Genomic DNA, 22,532 nt, shown 5'->3' with positions numbered 1-22,532 from the left:
GTGATCTGGCAACCGTTGGCATCTTTTACATAGATGGTATATGTCTGTCCGCCGTTCAGGTTCGTGTAGTTCAGCTGTCCTAGTACAAAGTCGGTCGGGTTGTTAGAATCCAGGCTTGTATAGTAAGGCGCCGTTCCACCCGCTGGCGTTATGGTTATCGTACCGTTATTGTCTCCCAAGCAGATTTCATGCGTTCCTCCGACTGTTGCCGAAAGCACTGCTGCAGGCTGGGTTACCGTGATGTTTGTCAGTTCGACCTCGCAACCGATATTGTCTTTTACCTTGACGGTATAGGTTCCCGCCGGAAGATTGCTAAACGTGTTTGAAGTTCCGTAAGCAAAGGCAGGCGATATGGCGTATTCTATAGTTCCTGTTCCTCCGGTAGCGGTTACTTCAATACTTCCTGTGGCATCTCCAAAGCATAACACGTTAGCTGTTACATTTGGAGTTGCAGTGATAGGTAACAAATTGTCAATTGTAAATGGAAACTGTTTTGTACATCCGTTCTGGTGCTGTACATAAGCAATATGGTTTCCAGGCGCAAGGTTTGTAAATGTGTTAGAAGCAACATAATTGATTCCGTCTAAAGAATATTGTACATCATTTACAACTTCAACATTTACGGTTACAGTTACTATATTTCCAGGTACATTATTGGTACAATTTGTCTGTATTGATACATCTGGAATTACTTCTACTGCAGGATCCATATATTGTTCTACTGGCGGATTTACATTACATCCGTTAGAATCTCTTACATAAATCAGATATAAGGTATCGCCAACCAGATTCGTGAAAGTATGCAGGTTACCCACAACAGGCACGAATGTAATGTTGTCAAGACTTACAAGATAATCTCCTGTTCCTCCGGTAATGCTGATTGAGATTGAACCGTCAGCATCATTAAGGCAAAGTTCTGGATTTACTGCATCTACTGTTGCAATCAATGGAGCCGGTTCTAAAATGTTGATATTTAACAATTCGAAGCAACCTTTTTGGTCTTGAACAATAACGTCATAGTTTCCTGGAGGAAGTGCATCGAATAGATTGTCTGTAACAAATTGGTTGAGATTAGGAGATATTGCATATTGAATAATTCCTGTTCCTCCTGTAGTGTGGATTTCAATGCTTCCGTTGGCATCTCCAAAACAAAGGACGTCCTTTTTAATATGGCCTACATTTAATCGGGCAGGATCTGCGATGTTGATAACGGACGATGTTTCTCTACAATCAAGGCTTACTACACGAACATAATAGTTTCCTGCCGGAAGTTCGGTAAAACTGTTTGTTGCTTGAGGTCCGGCCAAAACATTGGATGATCCGTCTAACAATTCATACATATAATTGCCTAATCCTCCGGTTGCGTTGGCTGTAATAGCCGCTGTAGATTCTCCCGAACAGTTTATTGAAGCACTGCTAAGATCAAGATTTAACTGCAAGGCCGGAACCGGCAATATGGTTACCTGGTTTGTCAATACTGCCTGACATCCGTTAGCATCTCTCACATAATATTGATACGTACCAGGTCCTACAGTGTATATGGAAGTATTGGAATAAGATATTCCGTCAGCACTGAATTGGTAAGGCGGTGTGCCGCCTGAACCGGATACGCTGATTTCTGCCTGTGTCAAGCAAGTCATGTTGCTGTTTGCAGATAAGAATCCTTGAACCGGAGTTGGTTCAGTGATGGTCAGCGTCGGTGTTGTGAGGTCACAATTCCAGCCGTCTGTAATTGTGATGCTGTAGATTCCAGCTCCAAGTCCTGGGAATTGCGGACTTGTTTGCGGCCCGGAACTCAATACTATTGTTGTTCCTGCAGCATCATATTGATTCAAGATAAATTGATAACTTCCTTGTCCTCCTGTTACAGTTATGGCTTCAATCATGGCTGTATTGTCACCATGACAGAGTACTTGAGTAACGGAAGAATTTATAGTAGCCGAAATAAGGGCCGGTTGTATCAAAACAACTGTTTGATTTACAATACAGCCTCCAGAATCTCTTACTGATACGGTATAGTTTCCTGCAGCCAGGCCTGTAAAAGTGCTATTAGCTGCATAGGCCTGAATTGTAGTAGATGTTGTAGTATTTACCAATTGATATACATAAGTTCCCCATCCGCCAGTGGCAGAAGCTATGATTTCTCCCTGATTGTTGTCGCATGTTACATTGGCTGTCTGATTTGCAGTCAATTGTAAAGGACTATCAGGAGAAGTAACAGTTACCGTATTTGAGTCGTCTGAACAAAAAGGTGTACCTGTAGCTGTAATTACGACATGAAGATTTCCTGCTGATAAACCAGTTATCGTAAATGGATTTACAGCAGTACTTCCATTTCCTGTTGCTACGGTTGTTCCGGCAGCATTAACAACATCATACGAATAAGCACCGGTATATCCTGTCACATTAATTGTCAGGCTTCCGTCTGAATCTCCAAAGCAAGTTACCGGAGTAGGATTTGATGCTATTACTTCTATCGTATCAAATGGCAGGATTTCGTAAGGAACGGAAAGCATATAACATCCTGTTACATTGTCTGTTATTTGGAAGGTATAGCTTCCAGGTTGCGTCAGTGTCAATGTTGCGGTATTATTTCCTGGTCCCGGAGTAACAGAAGTCTGTGATCCTAATGGCAAGACATCAAAAGTGAAATCTCCTGAACCGCCAGTTACGGTTATCTGTACAGTTTCGTCATTGGTACAGGTAATTGCTGTTCCACGAACTGCTGCAACTGCTGTTATTTCCGGTAATGGATTAATAGTTACTGTTGTGGTTTTCGTACAGTTATTGCTGTCTTTTACCGTTACGGTTATATTCTGTGTGCTTCCATTGTCAACAATATCAAATGTTGGAGTTGGGAAGAAATTTGTACCGTCTATGCTATACGAATAAGGAGCTGTTCCCGAAGGATTTCCTGTTCCGTCATTTTCAACGGTCACCGTAAGAGTTGAAATAGTCACTGTATTAGAAGCATTGCAGGTAAAGACTGTTGCCGAAGCGTTGATGTCTAAAAGTGATGGTTCAGTGATAATTACAGTTTTAGTATCAGAGCAATTTTTGCCTGATTTTACAGTGACTGTATAAGTTCCCGCTGGCAGGTCAGTAAATACCGGAGTGTTCTGCGTTATAACCGGATTAACTCCATCATTAACCGAATAGGTATAAGGCGGATTGTCATTTGAAGTTGGCAAGGTTATCGTAATTATTCCATTAGAGCCACCATTACAGCTAACGTTTCCAGAGGTAGTGGAAAAAGTTACCGGTGTAGGAACTTCTAGTGAAATTGCTGCCTGTTCGTTACAGCTTGATGTCGTATCGTGAATTACTATGATATAATTTCCTGCAGCCAGACCTGTAAAATTGCCTAATACCTGGGAAGCAACAATGGTCGTACCCGTTCCGTCCTGAAGTTCGTATTCATAATTACCGGAACCTCCAAATGGAGTTACAGTAATTTCTCCATCGTTATTAGCGCAGCTAGGCTGTAATGTTGCTACCGGAGTAAGGTTTACCGGAGCAAAAATTTGTAAGGTTACCGTATTCCCGCAACCGTTAGCATCTTTTATTTGAATTGTATAACTTCCTGAAGAAAGGTTATCATAGGTGAAAGATGCAGCCGCCTGAGTTTGGAATGCAGCTCCGTTTATGCTATAAGTATAAGGAGCTACTCCGTTTACCGTTCTGTCTACTTGGATTGTAAAACTGCCTTCGGCAGTGCTACATTGATTTGTAATAGCCGCAGTAATAACAGGGGCAGTGTCAGTTGGCAATGCAATTGGAGCAGATTGGATACAATTGTTTGCATCTTTGATATATACAGTGTAATTACCTCCCTCTGTATTGAAAACATTTACTGATGTTCCTGTCCAGGTAGCCACAGTAGGTGCCGGATCTCCTGCAGCTACTAATTGGTATTGGTAAGGAGCTGTTCCGTATTGTCCTGTTGCCGTAATTTGTCCTGCATTGGTACTACAGTTGTCGTTTTTGGTTACGGTTGCTGTTACTTGCAATAAGTTTGTAGATTGGCTTATGCTAAATATAGCAGAGGCATTCGTACATCCGGCAAAAGCACCACCAACTTCTGTAAATAAGATATAATAGTTTCCTGGAGGAAGCGTACCAAAATTATTTACTGTAACAGGCCCACCCGGAAGTGCGGAAGAACTTCCGGTTATTCCTGTTGTCGTATTGGATTGTGCATTGAAGATTTCATAATCTACCCGAGTTGCTCCAGTATCATAATTGCTGAATGTGAACGAAACATTTCCGTTTCCGCTTCCTGTACAAGAAACATTGCTTACAACGTCAAGTGTAGCTGTCAGGTTGGAAGGAGAATCGATTGGAAGGTTTGCAGATTTAAAATAGTAACATTGTGTTACCACATCATACACAACAAAGGTATAGGTTACACCAGGAGTTAATCCTGTGAAAGTTGTCGTTTCCGGTGTTCCCGGGTCGGCAGGCTGATAATTGTTAGAATACGGAATGGTGTTGTATTCTAATAATGCAAACTGAAAGTTACCGCTACTTACTGCTGAAGTTACTGTAATTTTAGCGGTTCCGCCATTCAGACAGTCTGTTGTTACAGCGGAAACATCTATTACTAAATCGTCTGGCGGTGAAGCAATAATAATATTTCTTCTTACAACTGAACAACCATTAGCATCGATTACATCAACCTGATAGATACCAAAAGCTAAGATTTGGAAAGAATGGTTCTCTCTGGCTGTAGCATTATAAATGTCAGAATAGCCAAAGTTATTGCTTACGTGGTAAGTGAAAGGTCCGGTTCCTCCTAATACATTTTGTACGATAATCTCACCATAAGAAGTTCCTCCCGGATTATTACAAGTAATGTCAACGGTGGCAACGTTGTAAGTAATAGGATTTGGTTGCGATAAGGTAATCGTTTCGGTATCGGTACACGAATTGCTATCGGTAATAGTAATCGTATAATTTCCAGCTGGCAAGCCAGAGGTTTGTGAACCAAAATTTGTACCTGTTGTTGTATTTACTACAGAAATTGCTATAGGTGCTATTCCAACAGTATTGTCTATTGCTATAGCAATGGCACCGCTATTATCTCCGTTACATAAAATATTCTGTGTTTGAGTTACTGAAAGTATGGACGGATTTGTTAATGGTACTATTGTTATAACGTTTGTTTGTACAATACAGCCAATATTGTCCCTAATCTGAAATTGATAGGTTCCCGGTGCACCAACAACATAATTTACAACTGATCCGGTAACTGGAATAATGGCTGCATATGGGCCTCCATTAATAGAAGCCTGATAGGAATAAGGAGCTCGTCCACCATTAATTGTAATATCAATTTTTGCATGCGGACTAGAGGTACAATCCAGACCTTTCTCCAATACTGCAACAGCTGTAAGTTGTTGTCCGATTATTTGGGTAATAGAAGCGGTACATCCGTTTGCATCGGTTACTTCAATAATATAGGTTCCCGGTGTAAGATTGGCAAATGTGCCTGAAGTCTGATTGCCAGATCCATTAATCGTATATGAAAAAGGAGCTAATCCTCCGGTTACGGCTACGGTTATTGTAGCACTGTTTGTCGTGTCATAGCACAGGTCTGAGGAGGTATTTATAGAAAGTACAGGAGGTGTTACAGTGCTTAACGTGAATGTTTTTGTAACCGTACAGTTATTGGCATCTTTTACAGAAATGGAGTAAGTTCCGGATAATGTCAGGTTATTGAAAATGGCACTGGATTGAGGTCCTACTGTAGTTCCGTTTGGCAATACCAATTGGTACTGATAGGTTCCCCAGCCGCCTGTTGCCGGAGCGCTCACACTTCCAGTTCCAATACAAGTAATAGGGCTCACTGTAGGCGTTAAGTCAAGTGGTGCAGTCGGAGCGTTGATTGTAACATTTGCTGTAGCCGTACAGTTTGTTGCATTATCGGTTACTGTAATTGTATAGGTTCCAGCGGGAAGGCTACCCGCAGAAATGGTAGCTGTCGAGGTATTTGTTCCTGAAGTAACAGTTGTTCCCGAGCCGTTTCTGATAATATAGTTATAGGTTGTTCCGAATCCGCTTACAGTATAGCTTGCAGAACCGTTTGCTGCACCAAAACAAACAACATTGCTTACAGGTTGTCCTGTTACAGCAATCGGTGTTACTTGGCTAATGGTGTAGTTTTTATTGAAAGAACATCCGTTGGCATCCGTTACCTTGAAAGTATAAGTTCCAGGAGCCAGTCCGGAAAACACAGCATTATTTCCATTGTTGGCTACTGCCGCGGCCGGTGCTGTGATTTCATAAACAAATGGTCCTGTTCCTCCGGTAACGGTAAGAGTTACGTTGGAAGTCAAAGCAGGACAAGTTGGTGCTGTTGCCGAAAACTGAATATTCGTAGGTGGTGAAAGTGGATTGATCGTTATTGCGTTTGTACTGAATGTACAATTGTTAGCATCTCTAACAGTAACAGTATAGGTTCCTGTTGTTAATCCTCCAAATGAAGTTGCAGCTCCAAAATTAATACCATCTATACTGTATTGATAAGGCAGTGTTCCGCCAGTTACGCTTCCAGCTGTAATGCTTATGGTGGCACCATTAGTGATACAGTTGTAAGGTTGTGTTTGGGTTACAGCTCCGGTAAGTGGCAATGGTTGTGTCAATGTGAAATTGGCAGGAAAAGAACAGCTTCCTGTTGCATTGTTCTGGATAAAGTTAACTGTATAATTTCCCGGAGCAAGTCCGTTAAAAACACCAGATGTGTTGGTGCGGATTACAGTTCCCGAAGCATCCAGCAATTCAAAAGAATAAGAAAAACCATTGGCATTTGTTACGGTATAGGTTATGCTTCCGTTGTTAGCACCGTTACATTTAATATTTTGAAAACTTGTAGTAAATACTACATCCGGAAGATTTTGGATCGTTACCGGATTTGACAATGCCGTACAGTTATTGTTGTCTACCATAATGAAGACATAGGTTCCTTGCTGACCGATAGGAATTTCAAAAATATCGATATCCGTATAATCGCCTGGTGTTGGATTTTGCAACGCTCCATTAATGCTGTAAATAGCATATACATAAGGTGCTTCACCACCCGAAGGTGTCAACTTGATGCTACCCGGCGTACAGGAAATGTTCTGAAGAATTGTTGCATTCAGGTTCAGGTTACTGTTGTCCAGAATAGTTGTCGTGCTTGTAAAAGTACAGCCGTCGTCAGTTCTTACAGTAACGGTATAGGTTCCCGGATTTAGATTTTGGAAAACATAATCATTGTCTGCCAAAGGTCCCACATTTAGAGTACTCGGACCTGTGATAGAGTAATAATATTGCGGTCTTACATTTAAAGCCTGTAGTCTGATGCTTCCAAAACCGTTACACGATGTATTTTTTGTGATGATATTTACCTGGAAGTCTAAGTTAGATACACCTATGTTCGGAATAGTAAATACGCAACCGTCTGTAACACCTTGTTGCCTAATCTGCACCAAATAAGAACCAGCCACAGCAATCGGGAAAATAGGACTGCTTTGGTATGGTACCAAAACAGCTCCCGTGTTTTGGTTGACCAATTGGAATTCATAGGTTGAAGGCACATTGGTTATTGTAATTTTTCCTGCAGTGTTACAGGTTATATTTTGGACAATGTGATGTGCATCTAAAAGGTTGGTATATACGTTGAAATAATACCTGTTGAAACATCCGTTCTGATAATTGATGACTACACGATATTGTCCTGCAAGTGTTGCATTAAAATTGGTTCCCGTTCCTACTTGATTCCAAACGCAAGCAGGGTTTTTATTAGGACAATTATCGATGCCTACAGCTGCACAGCTGGCCTCGTCGAGCTTCTCCCAAATAATACTCACGGCATCGGTAATGTTAGTCTGGATGAATCGGCTGTCATTTAATCCGCATAAGAATATATTCGGAAGTTCTTCACCGTTATTTGGACACATTGCGATTTCATCTGCAAAAGGCAGTACCGGGTTGGTCTGGGTTGTACCAAAACGGGTTACTGTGATGTATTCTGTAATTCCGATACAAGGTGGAGTAGGAGTGTTGATTACATAATATTCTCCCGGAGTGGTTACTGTAATACTTTGGGTATTTCCGATAATTGCACCGCTGGCGTTATGCCATTGATAAGAAGCATAACCAGAACCGGCAGTCAGTACTACTGAAGTACCACAAAGAATTTCGCTTCTTCTGAAAGAACATTCGTCAATATCAACAAGGAAATTCGCAGGGCCAGGAACTCCTAATCCGCAAGAATCCAATCCGGCAACGCTGGGATCGTCTGAGATGACATTGGCGTTCAAGACACCACGATATGTTGTATAGGCCTGGTTCTGTATGATGTTAGAACAGGCATTTGTCAGCTCGCTACAAGTATTTACTACCTGAACACGAATTTTGATAGTATAAACGGGATCGCCAATTTCGACAAGATTGTTGGGTACAGTAAAAGTTACCTGCCTTGTAGTCGGGTTATAAACATAAGTGACTCCCGGAGCTCCGCTTAAGTCTATGGAGTTAAAAAAGGTGTTTTCAGGAAGGATATCCCTGATAGTAAGATTTTGTGCATCATCGTTTCCGATGTTTTGGAAAGTCAATACATAGTCCAAAACCTGGCCGAGAGTAACATCGGCTCCGCCAATATTGTTACCACTAATATCTCTTACGGTCTTGACTAGTTTTATTTCGGGCTCAATAACTTCAACAGCAAAGGAAGCCAAGAAGGTTCCGTAGGTGTCTCCAGAAGTTACCATCCTCAGGGTAGCTCCTGTTTCATTATTGGGCAATATTCCGTTTAGCGGGTTGGACAGGTTGAGCATATCCAGGTCGAGCCCCAGCGTATTGGTTCCGTAGGGATTCCTGTTTGGAACCTGTGCATTATTGTTGGTGATCGAAGAATTAAAAAAGTTATTTGCCGGATTCAGCGTGTTGGAAACATCGGTAAAAGTGGCAACTGAATTGGCTTTAATTCTAAGTCTATCTCCAGTAATTTCGAAATCTCCTTCTAAAGCTCCTACACCTAGTTTTGCACGAACCGGAAAAGGAGGTGGTAACGTAACGAATCCGTTTACATTAATGTCAGCAGTTACATTTCCTTGTACTCCGACATATCCGTCAAAAGTAGAGATGAATTTTGCCGGCATAGTAGGATTTTCATAAATGATAACCATTACCCAGCCCGCAGAACAACCTCCTATTCTACGGCCTTTTGCTGCACGTAGATTTGCTAGTGTGTATGTTCCGTTTGGATTTGCCAATCCTCTGACGAGATTGGTTACGTTTTTATAACATATAATAGGGGCATTGTCAAATGAAGCAGGAATATTTGAAGCATTGTAGCCGTCAAATATGATGGCATCTTCATCTCCGGCAGGATCAGGATTGTTGTCTGCTGTCAAATTTATATAGGAACCACCTGGCAGTTTGAACTTGACCTGATTCCAATCGTTAAATCTTGGCGTTCCCTGCCATGCGGAATTTTGATTTGTACTTCTTTCAAACGGATAGGCTGAGGCCCAATATAAACCCGCATAAACTATTTTAGAACAAGTTCCGGTAAGGGCCAAATCTGCCGAACTTGAACTGAATGTGGAGGGATCGCCATCGATATCAATATATTCCATATTGAATCTGTCATTGGCAAGTGGCCCGTCATAAGGTGTGTTTGCTTCGCTAGGATTACTTGCGGAAGCTCTGTTAACAATATTGTTTCCAACGAAGAGGATGTCTCCTTTTACTTTTAAGTTTCCATTTTGGAGCCTGGGCGAAAAAGGGACGGCGACTTGTGCCTGAGCGCTAAAACAGGATAGAATAAGGCATCCAAGCAGAATGATTGCCTTATGAACATGATTTGGGAGCTGGTGCATTGTTTTTGTTTTTAGTGTGGTATTTTTTTTTAATTGGTGTTAATGCTCATTATCCAAATGGGGTCAAAGTAGGAGTTGTCCACATTTGAATAATAAGAAATTAAGGCTTCTCTCCAGGATGAGTGCTTTTTCAAGTAGACATATCTGAAATTGTTTTTAGGGTTTATAAAATAGCTTGTCTCAACACCTCTATTTTTCATTTTCTCCATGAATTTTTCAGTATTTTCCTGAGCGGCAAAAACATTAGCGATAATATAATAGCCTGTTTCCAGTCCTGCTACCGATAGTTTGTTGCCTTTTTTAGGAGCTTCTCGAGGTTTCGTTGTCTTCTTGGAATAGAATTCCTTGATTTCTTCTTCTGTCTTGGCGCTTATCTCTCGTTGCGCTTTTTCGTCATTAAGGAACTGTTCTACGGAACTTTCCTGGCTGCTCTGTGTTTCATCATTTTTGTTTTTGGAATTATTATCAACGTTCTTGTGGTTCTCGTCTAACCCGAGTTCTTCGGGATTGTCTACATGTATGATATAGAGGTCTTTTTCTTTACCTGATGCTTTTTTCTTTGCATGGGATTTTAAGGCTTCCGGCAACGATTCATGTCGTTCTATAATGACTGAATCATCTTTTCCATCAGCCGATTTTGATACGACATAATATCCGTTTTCAGCATCTTTCAGATCCTCCATAGTTTTTGGGACTATTTTTTTGCCCGCTTTTGATTTTCGGAGTGTAATTGGCCTGGCATTGTCTTCTTTGGCACTGTTTTCTCTTTTGACGTAGTCCATCAGGTTTTTTACCTTCTGTTCAAATTCTGCCTTGCGAACGTTTTCCAGCGAGTCTTCCTGCATAAGCATATCTAAAAGGTGCATATTACTGTCGTCCATCTGTAGGCGCAGTTTTTCTAATTCCAGGTCTTTGTCAAATTCAGGTTTTCCGGCTTTTGATTTCTTTGTAGCTATTTTTTTGTCGATTGCTTCGATTTGTTCCAGAGTATCTTTAGCCGTCAGCGTTTTTTTCTTAGCGAGAACCCTGTCTTTGAAAGAAAAAACCATAGTAATTTCATGTGTAGGTCCCAGATTAACAAGTCCTTCCTTAATGGTTCTTTCATAAGTATAACCTAAAGAAAGTTTTTTTGTAAAATGGAATCCCAATCCAACACCTACACCGTAAAAGTCATCGATTCCGGTTTGGAACCATCCGAATTTCGGAAAGTCTACCAACAGAGATCCGCTCAATCCCAAATCACTTTCCTGATTTACTTTTCCGCGAGCCATCAGTCTGAAGCTGCTTCCCTCGAACATATCTGTAAGCGAACTCATTTCATGAGAATACATGATGTGGGCTGAAAAAGTCTTATCAGAATAATCTTTTGCCAGTTTACTGGATTTGAAATCATAATCGATAAAGTTTTCGGCATATACACCAAAGTTGAGATCACCATAGCTGAGGCTAAATCCAGGCTTAATACTTAACAAAGAGTTGTTTCGCATCGCTAACAATATAGGGTCTGGTTCTTCGGTCACCGTTCTGTTTCGATCGATACCGCTGTTGTAATAGGCAAAATTAAATCCAAAGGTCAGGTCCATCTTTTCAGTTAGCTTCACGTTGTAGGCATAATTTGCAATTCCGCCAAAGCTTACAATTACGCCCAGATTATGTTGGTAGAGCCCGAAGCCTAATCCGGATCTTTCAGAAAATTTCCCGGTATAAGCAAGCATGTATACTTTAGGGGAGTCGTTAAATTGTATCCATTGGTTTCTGTGGTATAGCGAAACATAAGTATTATCCTCGCCTACAAAAGAGAACGCCGGGTTCTGCAGGAAGCGATTGTATTTTAAGTTATTCTGTGACGGAAGGTTAAATGTAAGCACAGGAGCATCCTGCGCGCTTACGGTGGTAAAGGCGAAGAGGAAAATAAAAAAAGATAAGGCGAGGTAGTTTTTTATCATTTAATTATTTTACAATTGTTATTGAACCTCGTTCGGTAATCTTATTGCCTTCCATAATTGTATAATAGTATACAGGATTCTTTAGGGAATAGGTAAAGGAACTTTCCGGCCAGTTGTTTAAGTATCTTGTCGATCTGAAAACAATGGCACCATCAGGGCCATAAATGACTACTTCAACATTTTGGTTATTTACATATTTAGTAGGCAGGTTCCAGGTATCGTTGATTCCGTCTCCATTTGGAGTCACGACGTTCGGGATAGCCATCATATTGTTTTCCATTCCGGTAACTATAAATTCTTTAGTTACCTGACATCCGCCCACTTTAGCAATGAGTTTGTAAGTTCCGGGTTCTTCTATTGTTACGGAAGGACTGTTGGAAACGACTGCGTCATTAAAATACCATTCGTAACTATGAGCACCACTTGCTGTCAGCGTGATTGAAGTGCCTATAATGAGTGTGATATCTCTAGGAGAGTCTACTGTTATCTGTGACATATCAAATGGAACGACTTCAAGAGTATTAGAGGTAACAGTACAATCCAGATAGCTTACAACCAGAAAGTAATTTCCCGCAGTGTTTACGGTAAGTGAGCTTTCAGTTCCAATCACGGTTGTATTTCCTTGTTTATACCATTTGTAAGTGTATTCCGGATTGTTGACATTGCTTCTCATCGTAACGGCAGATTCGGAAGAACAAAGTATGTCGTTTGTAGAAATGACTACTTCGCTGGCAAAACTCAAATTGACAGTAATGGCATTTGAAAGAATGACAGTATAGTCAGGAATTGTGACCTGTAATGTATAGCTGCCAATATCATTAGGATTGTTCAGTGTTAAAGATGTCGCTGTAGCTCCTGGTACTGGTTGTCCGCTTTTGAGCCATTGGTATTGATAATTGTATGTGTTGTTTAAAACGCTTACTGAACCGCCTGGGGCTATAGCGTTGAATGAAGCAATACTTAATGTGGCTGTAGTACTGTTGCATTGTTGGAAATCGCCAACAACAGCTATTGTGACATTCATTTCATTCGGATAGCGCAGGTTAAAAACAGTTTCTTTGGTAATGTCGCATCCTTGTGTTTGTCTTACAACGGCTTTATAGTCTCCGTCTCGGTTTACGGCAAAAGAGCTGCTGTTGGAGTTGCTTATCTGTATATCATATCGGAACCAGTCGATAGTAGGTTGTAAAGCATCTGTTGTTATGGATAAGGTCTTTACCTGGCCAGGAATAATCGTATCGGTTAATGGACTGTTTGGCGTAAGGTTAAAATCACTTTCCTGTATTTGCAGAGTGTTCGATTCGAATGTACAGCTTCCCGTATTTACAGTAAGTTTATAAGTGCCTATTTCTGTAGCAGTAAAGTTGGTGTTATTTCCTGTGCCAATTTCATCTCCGTTTTTGAACCAGGTATAAGTATAGGAACTATCTGAAAAATTACTGCTAATTGTGATCTGTGGATTTTCAGGGCATAATTGTCCAACGGCTGTAATAAACAATGGCTGGCCTGAGAAAAGATTCACCGTTATATCGTTGGAGACAATCGGGGCAAAATCCGGCAAAGTAATTTGGAGTTTGTAAGTACCATTTTCTGACGGATTGTTAAGCGTTAATGATGAAACAATGGCTCCAACTACAGGATCACCATTCTTAAACCACTGGAAAGCATATCCGGAAGTATTGGTTACAGGAATATTTCCTGTAGGAATGATTGCAATAAGACTGGAAAGGCTCAATGTGATAGATGTGCTGGAACATTGCTGATAATCTGAATTGGCACTGATGGTGCTGTCAAATCCTGTCGGATATTCCAATACAAAAACTTTTTCAGCGGTTGCATTACAACCTTGTGTCTGGGTGACTACGACTTTGTAAGTACCGTTTTGTGTAGCCGAGTAACTGCTCTGATTGGCTCCCGGAATAGGGTCACCGTTTCTAAACCAGGCAAACTGCGGAGAAGCTGCATCTGTCGTTACTGAAAGTATTTTGGTTTCTCCCGGAAGGATGATGTCTGTAGCAGGAGAAGTGCTGGCGATACTAATCTGTCCTATTGTCAAGGCAATGGCATTCGACTGTTTTGTACATCCGCTATGACTGATTATAAGGTAATAATTTCCTTCAGCATCTGCAATATAACTGTCGGAAATTGCTCCCGGAATCGCATTATTGTTTTTATACCATTGGTAACTATAGGCCGGGTTTGTAACAGTTGACGAAAGTGTGACGCTGCTTCCTTCGCAAAGTGCTCCCGAACTGCTGATTATAGTGTCTTCGGGTGAAAGTTTTATGTCTATAGCATTTGAAACTACAGGCGCAAAATCTGGCAAGGTTATGCTTAGGGTATAGCTTCCGTTTTCTGCTGCACTGGTTATGATATGGCTTGTGCCCGTGGCTCCAGTAACAGACGAAGTGTTTTTATGCCATTGATAAATATAGCTGTTTGCCCTATTGGTCAGGTCGATTATTCCTTGGGAAGTATTGGCAATAAAACGGGTGATGGACAACGTTACAGGACCATTACCACAGTCGGTATAACCCGTTTCAGGAGCAATAGTTACATCAAATCCGGTAGGATATTCCAAGACGAATATTTTTTCGGCAGTAGCATTACAGCCTTGGGTTTGTGTAACTATGACTTTATAAGTGCCGTTTTGTGTGGCGGTATAACTGCTTTGGTTGGCTCCCGGAATCGGATCATCGTTTCGGAACCAGGCAAACTGTGGAGAAGCTGCATCTGTCGTTACTGAAAGTGTTTTGGTTTCTCCAGGAAGGATAATGTCTGTTGCCGGTGAAGTGCTGGACACATTAATCTGCCCTATTGTCAAGGTAGTGGTATTTGACTGCCTTGTACAGCTGCTGTGACTGATTATAAGGTAATAATTTCCTTCCGTATCTGCGATATGATTGTCGGAAGTCGCTCCCGGAATCGGATTGTCGTTTTTATACCATTGGTAGCTATAGGCCGGGTTTGTAACAGTTGACGAAAGTGTGACGTTGCTTCCTTCGCAAAGAGCTCCCGAACTGCTAATTGTGGTGTTTTCTGGCGATAGCTTTATGTCTATAGCATTAGAAATTACAGGCGCAAAATCAGGTAATGTTATGCTTAGGGTATAGCTTCCGTTTTCTGCTGCGCCGGTTATAGTATGGCTTGTGCCCATGGCTCCTGTAACAGGCGAAGTGTTTTTAAGCCATTGGTAAGCATAGTTATTTGGCCTATTGGTCAGGTCGATTATTCCTTGTGAAGTATTCGCGATAAAACGGGTGATGGATAACGTTACGGGACCATTACCACAGTCGGTATAACCCGTTTCAGGAGCAATAGTTACATCAAATCCGGTAGGATATTCCAAGACGAATATTTTTTCGGCAGTAGCATTACAGCCTTGGGTTTGTGTAACGATGACTTTATAGGTGCCGTTTTGTGTGGCGGTATAGCTGCTTTGGTTAGCTCCTGGAATTGGATCGTCGTTTCGGAACCAGGCAAACTGCGGTGCTGCCGCATCCGTCGTTACCGAAAGGGTTTTGGTTTCTCCCGGCAGAATGATATCTGTTGCCGGCGAAGTACTGGCTATGTTAATTGGTTGTATTGTCAGTGTAATGGCATTTGACTGCCTTGTACATCCGCTGTGACTGATTATAAGGTAATAGTTTCCTTCGGAATTTGCAATGTAATTGCCGGAATTCGCTCCCGGAATTGGATTGTCGTTTTTATACCACTGGTAACTATAGGCCGGGTTTGTAACAGTTGAGGAAAGGGTGACGCTGCTTCCTTCGCAAAGTGCTCCCGAACTGCTGATTGTTGTGTTTTCTGGCGATAGCTTTACATCTATGGCATTAGAAACTACGGGTGCAAAATCTGGTAGGGTTATGCTTAGCGTATAGCTTCCGTTTTCTGCTGCGCCGGTTATGGTATGGCTTGTGCCCGTGGCTCCTGTAACAGGCGAAGTGTTTTTAAGCCATTGATAAGCATAGCTATTCGCCCTGTTAGTCAGATCGATTATTCCTTGTGAAGTATTGGCGATAAAGCGGGTAATCGATAGTACAGCAGGTCCGTTGCCGCAAGCCATATAGCCTGCTTGAGGAGCAATGGTTACTTCAAACCCGGTAGGATATTCCAATACGAATACTTTTTCTTTTTGGACAAGACAGCCTTGGTTTTGCGTGACTACAACTTTGTAGGTACCGTTTTGTGTGGCAATATAACTGCTTTGGTTGGCGCCCGGAATTGGATCATTGTTTCGGAACCAGGCAAATTGAGGCGCAACAGCATCTGTAGCAACAGATAGTGTTTTCTGTTCTCCCGGTATTAGTATGTCAATGGCTGGTGAAGTTGCAGTAACTGTGAAAGTAGGAATCTGCAATCCGACAGTGTTTGATTGTTTTGTACAAGTTCCGCTTGTAGCAATGAGGTAGTAATTTCCTTCTTCTGTAGCAGTATGGGTACTGGAAACAGCTCCTGCTATTGCGATGTCATTTTTAAACCATTGGTAGCTATAGGCCGTATTGGTAACGTTTGATGAGAGTAAAACGGTTCCGTTTTCACAGAAAGGGCCGTTAGTGGTTATGGCAATATTTTCAAGGGCGAGATTTACAGCTAGGATGTTGGAAGTAATAACACCAAAATCAGGAATTGTAATTTTTAACACATAATTTCCGTTGTCGGCCGGGCTATTTATAGTTAGGGAAGAAGTAGTTGCACCAGCTACAGTGCTGCCATTTTTATACCATTGGTAACTATAATTATAGCTATTACCCATAAGACTTATGGTGTTATTTTGGGTAATCGCGTCAAATTGGGCAATCGATAATGTTGTAGCAGTGCTGGCACAAGAGACATATCCTGCTCCGGTTTGAACTTCCAAATCAAAGTCTAAAGGATAGACGACCGATACTGAACTTTCTTTTGTTATGTTGCAGGGCTGTGCTTCGGTTACGGAGACGGTATAGTCTCCGGCCTGTGTTATATTTAAGGCTGCTTGTGTTGCGCCAGGCAAGACGGAGTTATTTTTATGCCATTGGAATTGCGGATTCTGGGCATCGGTTATAGTGTTGACAGTAATGGTCTCGCCCGGTATCATTACAATCTGAGAAGGTGTGCTGAGAGACAGGTTAAAGTCGATAACTTCCAATGCGATAGGATTCGACTCGAAAGTACAACCTGCTACTGTAATTTCCAGGTGATAAATACCTTCTTCGGTAGCTGCATAGGTTGGATTTGTAGCACCGGGAATAAGATTATTGTTTTTATACCATTTATAGGTATAACCGGCATTTTGCAGTACGCTCGTGAGTGTGCGGGTGCTATTCGGACAAATTGCGGTTGAATTGTTTTCGGCTTGAATAACAGGGCTGATAGGACTTTGTGCCTGTACCTGAACAATATTGGAATAAGAGTTCATGACGCAGGTTCCGTAGTCAACAATTACATAATAGGAGCCAGGTTGGGATACGAGCAGCGACGGACCACGTTCACCCGGTACTTCGATAAAATTTTTATACCATTTGTAATTTAATGCCGGATAGTAGAGAGGTGATGCAGATGTTCCATTGTTATCGATTTGCAAAAGAAAGTCTTCTGCTCCACAGAGCGTTACGGTGCTGTTGTTTCCGTTTATTGAGAAAGCCTGATTGTGTACGGCATAATAGGCAGCAAAAGCATTGCTGTTTGGACTTACTTTTACTGGATTGGTACTCCTAACGCGAATTCGATAACCTTCGCCATAAGTGTCTGTTGGCAGATTAAAATTGCTCGAAACCGGGGAGGTTGTATTGGTGAGTGTTTTGACTATGACCGGATTTGTAAAACTTCCGTTCCTGTCTGACAGTTCTACAATAAATTGGTTGGAAGCACCTAGGTTTTGAACCGGAAAAAATGAAAATGAAAAGTTATAAGTATTGAAACTTGCCGATGCGCAGGCTTGCGTGAAGGCTATTGAAGGCGTTGAGATAGTAATCTGCGCATAGCCGGAGCCCACAAAACACAACCCAAAAAGGAAGCAGTAAAGCAAACATAGTTTTTTCCGCAGATTATATATTTTCATGGCAAACCTTAAAGTTATCAATACTTTAGTAATGCTATTGAATTATACAGTTCCCCCAAATTGTATATCAATAACTATTTATGTTTCCCTTTTGTCTTATAATCACTTCCTCATTAAAATTTAACACTTCTTAAATTTTACCAAAATTTGAATTCCTACAATTCTTTCTTACATCTTGATTGGTTTCAAAAATAGTAAAAAAATGTATTTGGTCGATAAAAATATACACTTAATCGACTAAATTTTTTTAATTAAAATTTTAATAATATAAAATTGAACGGTTTTGTTTGGTTTTCTGATATGTTTTTTTCTCGGCTATTTTCAAAATCCAAATGGATTATATATAAAAAGAAAGCGGCTCTTTATTGTTTTTCATATTAATTACTATTACCAATCAAAATAACCAATGAATTATTCAGAGCACGCTTCCTTTAATTGCTTCTTTTATAAAAGAATATTTTTAAAATATTGACAGATAAAAAGTGTCTCCTTTGCTCGTGTCGTACTAATCCCTAATCACTTGCAGAACGAAGCGAGAGACACTTTTCTTTAGATGAAGTCATTCATGAGCCTATCTAACGCTGTCCGGATCTTTTCCTTAGACCGCATACATTTTTATAGTAACAAAGTTGTGTATTTACTATGGTATTGACAATCATAAAGTAATAACTGGTATGATATTAAGAATAACTGGCTGTATATCAGAATAACTGGTTTTTTATATTGGAGATTTAAAGCGAGTTAAGAGAAATAAGGCACAACTAATAGTCGGATAAGTGTCTTCAACCTATTGACTTCCTTGCGCGAATTGTAGTCCTCATTTTGAGAAACATCCTAATCAATCTTGTTCCTGTTTACAGAATTTGTTTTTAGTAGCAAGACAACTTTTTCTATATACTTTTCGATTTTTGATGCAAGTTATAAGCTGGTTGGTTTTTACAGCTGAATGTGCCTAGAATAAAGCCAATAGAATAGAAAAGGAAAAAATACTTTCTTCATAAATAGGATTAATGAGAATCTAAATATACAAAGAGTACGTTTTTATACTGTATTTTTCAAAATAAAAAACCCTAATCTGTTCAGGTAACAAATTAGGGTTTTAGAGTAGCCTCGGCGGGGATCGAACCTGCATCAAAAGTTTAGGAAACTCCCATTCTATCCATTGAACTACGAGGCCATAATGCAAAAATAAAAAACAAAACATGATTTATTAAAACTCTTGAAGTTTTTATGATGTTTATGTTTTTGAATTTTTATAAAACCTTGAACCTTTGCTAATGGATTGCTAAAATTTTTCCTAGTAGATTGTTTATTTGCTATATTTATGATGATCGTAAACTAAGAGAATCATGAAGAAGACTTACATCAAATATGATGTGAATAGGGCTTGCCAGGTAATATTACAAGAACAGTTAGAAGAGCTGGGTATTGCTTATGAAACGCAGGATCTGGGTGAGGTAATAATCCAGAAAAATGTACCAATGGCTCTTTTCTTAACCTTAAAAAATAACCTGCAGCGTTATGGCATAGACGTACTGAACGATCAAAAAGGACAGCTTATCCAAAGGATTAAAAATACGATTATTGAAATGGTAGGACGAGATAAGCTCCCGATGTCTAAAATTTCTTGTTATTTGGCGGAAAGGCTGCAGATGAACTACAATTATATTTCGGCTGTTTTTTCAGAGTATACGCACACCTCAATTGAGAACTATATCATATTGCAAAAAATTGAGCGAGCCAAAAAACTTTTGCTACAAGAGTTGTCGTTAACAGAAGTTTCTTGTCTGTTAAGTTATAGCAGTGTTGCGCATCTTTCCGGACAGTTTAAAAAAGTAACAGGACTTTCTCCTTCAGCATTCAAGAAAATTATCAGTGAACGTAAAAAAAATGCACATACTAACTAAAAATATGGTTTTCTATGGAAAAAGCAGAGAAAATGTATATTGCACTTGCAGACGATGATTTGGAAGATCGTGAATTGTTTCGGGACGCTATTGAAGAACTGGGATTGGATGTAGAATTGACCCTTTTTAGTAATGGAGATGAGTTACTGGATTATCTGCATGATGCACACAATAAAAAACGGCCACATATTTTGTTTTTAGACTTGAATATGTTGTGTACTAAATATGATGATTGTTTGACTGAAATACGTAGGCATTCCAAGTTTAAAGACCTTTCTATAGCGATCTATTCTACTTCGAGCGCTGAAAAGGACATTCATAAGACTTTTGTGGGCGGTGCCAATATTTATATCAAAAAGCCAAATGATTTTGGAATACTGAAACAGTCATTACATGACGTATTAAAAATCAACTGGCAGTTTCATACTTCGGGATTGGATAAGAGTACTTTTCTTTTTAGGATTTGAAGGTTTTGTTTTGCGGCTCTGCGGCTTTGCGTGAAACAATCTCTCGCAAAGCCGCAGAGCCGCAAAGTTTATAAAGGAGAATTTCTTGAAAGTAAAATTTTCGAACCTTTTGCCATTTAGCCGAAAACAGGCTTAAAACAAACCTAATACCATGCCTTAAAAATATTCTTATTAATTAGTTACATTTGAAACTTTAATTAATGACTATATCTATTTTGGCCTATGTCTAGAATTACAAAATCAGCTTTATTCCTACTGCTTTTATTTACTTTTTCTGTTTCCTATTCGCAAGACAGAGTCATCGATTCGATAAAAATCCTAATAAAAAATCCCAAGCTCCACGATACAACAAAATTGAGAGCTATTAGTGATGCTATGGATTATCATTATATGGAACAGGACAAGAATTATTATGTGTTGAATAACATGATGGGTAAAATTGCTCTGGAAAACTATAAAAAAAGCAATACTCCCGAACTTAAAGAGAAGTACACATTATGGCTGGCAAGTTACTATTCTACGGTAGGAACAGAATATTCTTTTACAAAAGAACGCGAAAAAGGATTGGTGTATCATGATAAAAGTATAGCTCTTTTTAAGTCGATAAAATATTACGACGAGATGTACAGGCAAAAGCTGGTAAAAGCAGCGCTATATGTCCGAATGAATCAGGATGATAAGGCTATTCCGCTGATATTTGACGCCGTCAAATATTTTGAAAAGGACAAAGAATATTATGTAGATGATTTAGCTTATGCCTATTCTGGTCTGGGACAGATCTATATCGGGCAGAAGCAGCATCAAAAAGCAATAAGCTATAATCAAAAAGCAATTCGCTTTTATGAGGATTCGTATGCACAGGAGCCCAATGACCATACAAGTTATCTTAAATCTCTGGCTTACTCCAATATAGCCTATTCCTATTCATCCCTTCATAAATATGAAGAAGCAATAGAATATTGTAACAAGGCATTACAGATAACCAGAAAAATAAAAAACTATACCATCACTGGTCTTGTTTTATCCCGATTAGGAAATGCAAAAATGAATCTCGGTAAGTTGGACGAAGCAGAAAAAATATTTAATGAGATCTTGACTATAAAAGAACTCGCAGCCGCCACAAACGATGCGGCTTTGACTTCTGCTCATTATGGACTGGCTGCTTTGTATTTCAAAAAAGATAATTTAAATAAAGCGGAGTTGTACGCAGAGAAAGGCTTTCAGTTAAGCAAAAAAACGGGAAGTATTGACCTGCAGGATCACGGAGCAAAGCTTATTTATGATATCAGCAAAGCGACCAAAAATTTTGAAAAAGCCCTTGAAATGTATCAGTTTCACGAGAAAATAGTAGATTCCAGCCAAATCCAGGCTTCAAAGAATGAGTTGGAACAACAGCTTCTCAAATACAATTTCGAGAAAAAGGAATTAAATTATAAGTTGGCGGCTCAAAAGAAAGCTGAGGTCAAAAACAATTGGCTTATGGGGCTTTCCGGAGCGCTTTTCTTATTGCTGATTGGCGGTTATTTTTATTACAGAAATACGAAGCAAAAGCAAGAAATTACAAAACTTGAGAAAAATCAGATAAAGCAAAAACTGCTGATTACGCAGATGAATCCCCATTTTATTTTTAATTCGATTAGTAACATCCAAGGACTAATCCGTGAGAAAAAAGAGGAAGAATCCATAAGCTACCTGAATAAATTTTCAGTATTGACCCGACAGATTCTGGAGAATTCAAATGAAAATTATATTTCGTTAGAGGAAGAAGTAGGCATGATGGAAAATTACTTATCCATCCAACAGCTTTTATACAGCAACAAATTCAGCTTTACACTTGTTGTTGATGAAGCAATCGATCAGGAATCCCTGTTTTTGCCACCGATGCTGACACAGCCCTTTATCGAAAATGCCATAAAACATGGTCTGGCAGATAAAGATCAAAATGGCAAGATCGATATCCGCTTTTACCTTAAAGAAAATAAGCTGTTTTTTGAAATTTTCGATAACGGAAAAGGATTTGATGCCCCAAAAACCATAAGCAACCACAAGTCACTGGCAATGACTATTACCAAGGAACGTTTGATTAGCTACACCAAAAACCAGGATTTTGTCGTACAGACCGATACGATAAAAGATAAAGACGAGAAGGTTTTGGGAGCTAAGGTCGTTTTTGAAATACCTTATATTTATGAGAGTTAAGGTGTTTTGTTTGAAAGTTATGACATTGAGAATATTGTATAAAAAAATCCTGATAGAAATATCAGGATTTATTTGTTTCCACTTGGGTGTTTTAGCAATCAGACATT

6 protein-coding genes and 1 tRNA gene are annotated in these 22,532 nt (G+C 39.9%); 3 read left to right on the top strand and 4 right to left on the bottom strand.

Translation table 11 applies throughout. The features are described 5' to 3' along the window. From ABH942_RS08175 to ABH942_RS08160, 4 genes are all read right to left on the bottom strand, one after another. On the bottom strand, nucleotides 1–9,866 hold a 9,866-nt coding region (locus ABH942_RS08175), incomplete at its 3' end, for a hypothetical protein (protein ID WP_370030901.1). Nucleotides 9,867–9,895: 29 nt separating this feature from the next. Beyond that, nucleotides 9,896–11,812, bottom strand: a complete 1,917-nt coding sequence (locus tag ABH942_RS08170) for a PorP/SprF family type IX secretion system membrane protein (protein WP_370030899.1) — start codon at nucleotides 11,810–11,812, stop codon at nucleotides 9,896–9,898. A gap of 4 nt (nucleotides 11,813–11,816) precedes the next feature. After that, complete coding sequence (locus ABH942_RS08165) at nucleotides 11,817–17,852, bottom strand: gliding motility-associated C-terminal domain-containing protein (RefSeq protein WP_370030897.1); 6,036 nt, start codon at nucleotides 17,850–17,852, stop codon at nucleotides 11,817–11,819. Between the two features lie 1,105 nt (nucleotides 17,853–18,957). Next, nucleotides 18,958–19,029: transfer RNA gene (locus ABH942_RS08160), tRNA-Arg, on the bottom strand. Between the two features lie 172 nt (nucleotides 19,030–19,201). Here ABH942_RS08160 and ABH942_RS08155 point away from each other — a divergent pair. From ABH942_RS08155 to ABH942_RS08145, 3 genes are all read left to right on the top strand, one after another. Next, complete coding sequence (locus tag ABH942_RS08155) at nucleotides 19,202–19,759, top strand: helix-turn-helix domain-containing protein (protein WP_370030895.1); 558 nt, start codon at nucleotides 19,202–19,204, stop codon at nucleotides 19,757–19,759. Nucleotides 19,760–19,773: 14 nt separating this feature from the next. Continuing rightward, nucleotides 19,774–20,226 (top strand): response regulator, encoded by a 453-nt coding sequence (locus tag ABH942_RS08150; protein ID WP_370030894.1) that lies wholly within the window; start codon nucleotides 19,774–19,776, stop codon nucleotides 20,224–20,226. A gap of 222 nt (nucleotides 20,227–20,448) precedes the next feature. Then, complete coding sequence (locus ABH942_RS08145) at nucleotides 20,449–22,425, top strand: histidine kinase (protein ID WP_370030892.1); 1,977 nt, start codon at nucleotides 20,449–20,451, stop codon at nucleotides 22,423–22,425. The last annotated feature ends 107 nt before the right edge of the window (nucleotides 22,426–22,532 follow it).

The sequence above is a fragment of the Flavobacterium sp. 28YEA47A genome (assembly GCF_041262125.1).
In the GTDB taxonomy this organism is placed as follows: domain Bacteria; phylum Bacteroidota; class Bacteroidia; order Flavobacteriales; family Flavobacteriaceae; genus Flavobacterium.
The sequence above is the reverse complement of the archived record's forward strand: the minus strand, read 5'-3'. Positions and strand labels throughout refer to the sequence as shown.

What these genes read in the sequence shown, in the direction of transcription:
- ABH942_RS08155 (WP_370030895.1), top strand. Translation starts at nt 19,202, where the DNA reads ATGAAGAAGACTTACATCAAATATGATGTGAATAGGGCTTGCCAGGTA.
- ABH942_RS08150 (WP_370030894.1), top strand. Translation starts at nt 19,774, where the DNA reads ATGGAAAAAGCAGAGAAAATGTATATTGCACTTGCAGACGATGATTTG.
- ABH942_RS08170 (WP_370030899.1), bottom strand. Translation starts at nt 11,812, where the DNA reads ATGATAAAAAACTACCTCGCCTTATCTTTTTTTATTTTCCTCTTCGCC.
- ABH942_RS08145 (WP_370030892.1), top strand. Translation starts at nt 20,449, where the DNA reads ATGTCTAGAATTACAAAATCAGCTTTATTCCTACTGCTTTTATTTACT.
- ABH942_RS08165 (WP_370030897.1), bottom strand. Translation starts at nt 17,852, where the DNA reads ATGAAAATATATAATCTGCGGAAAAAACTATGTTTGCTTTACTGCTTC.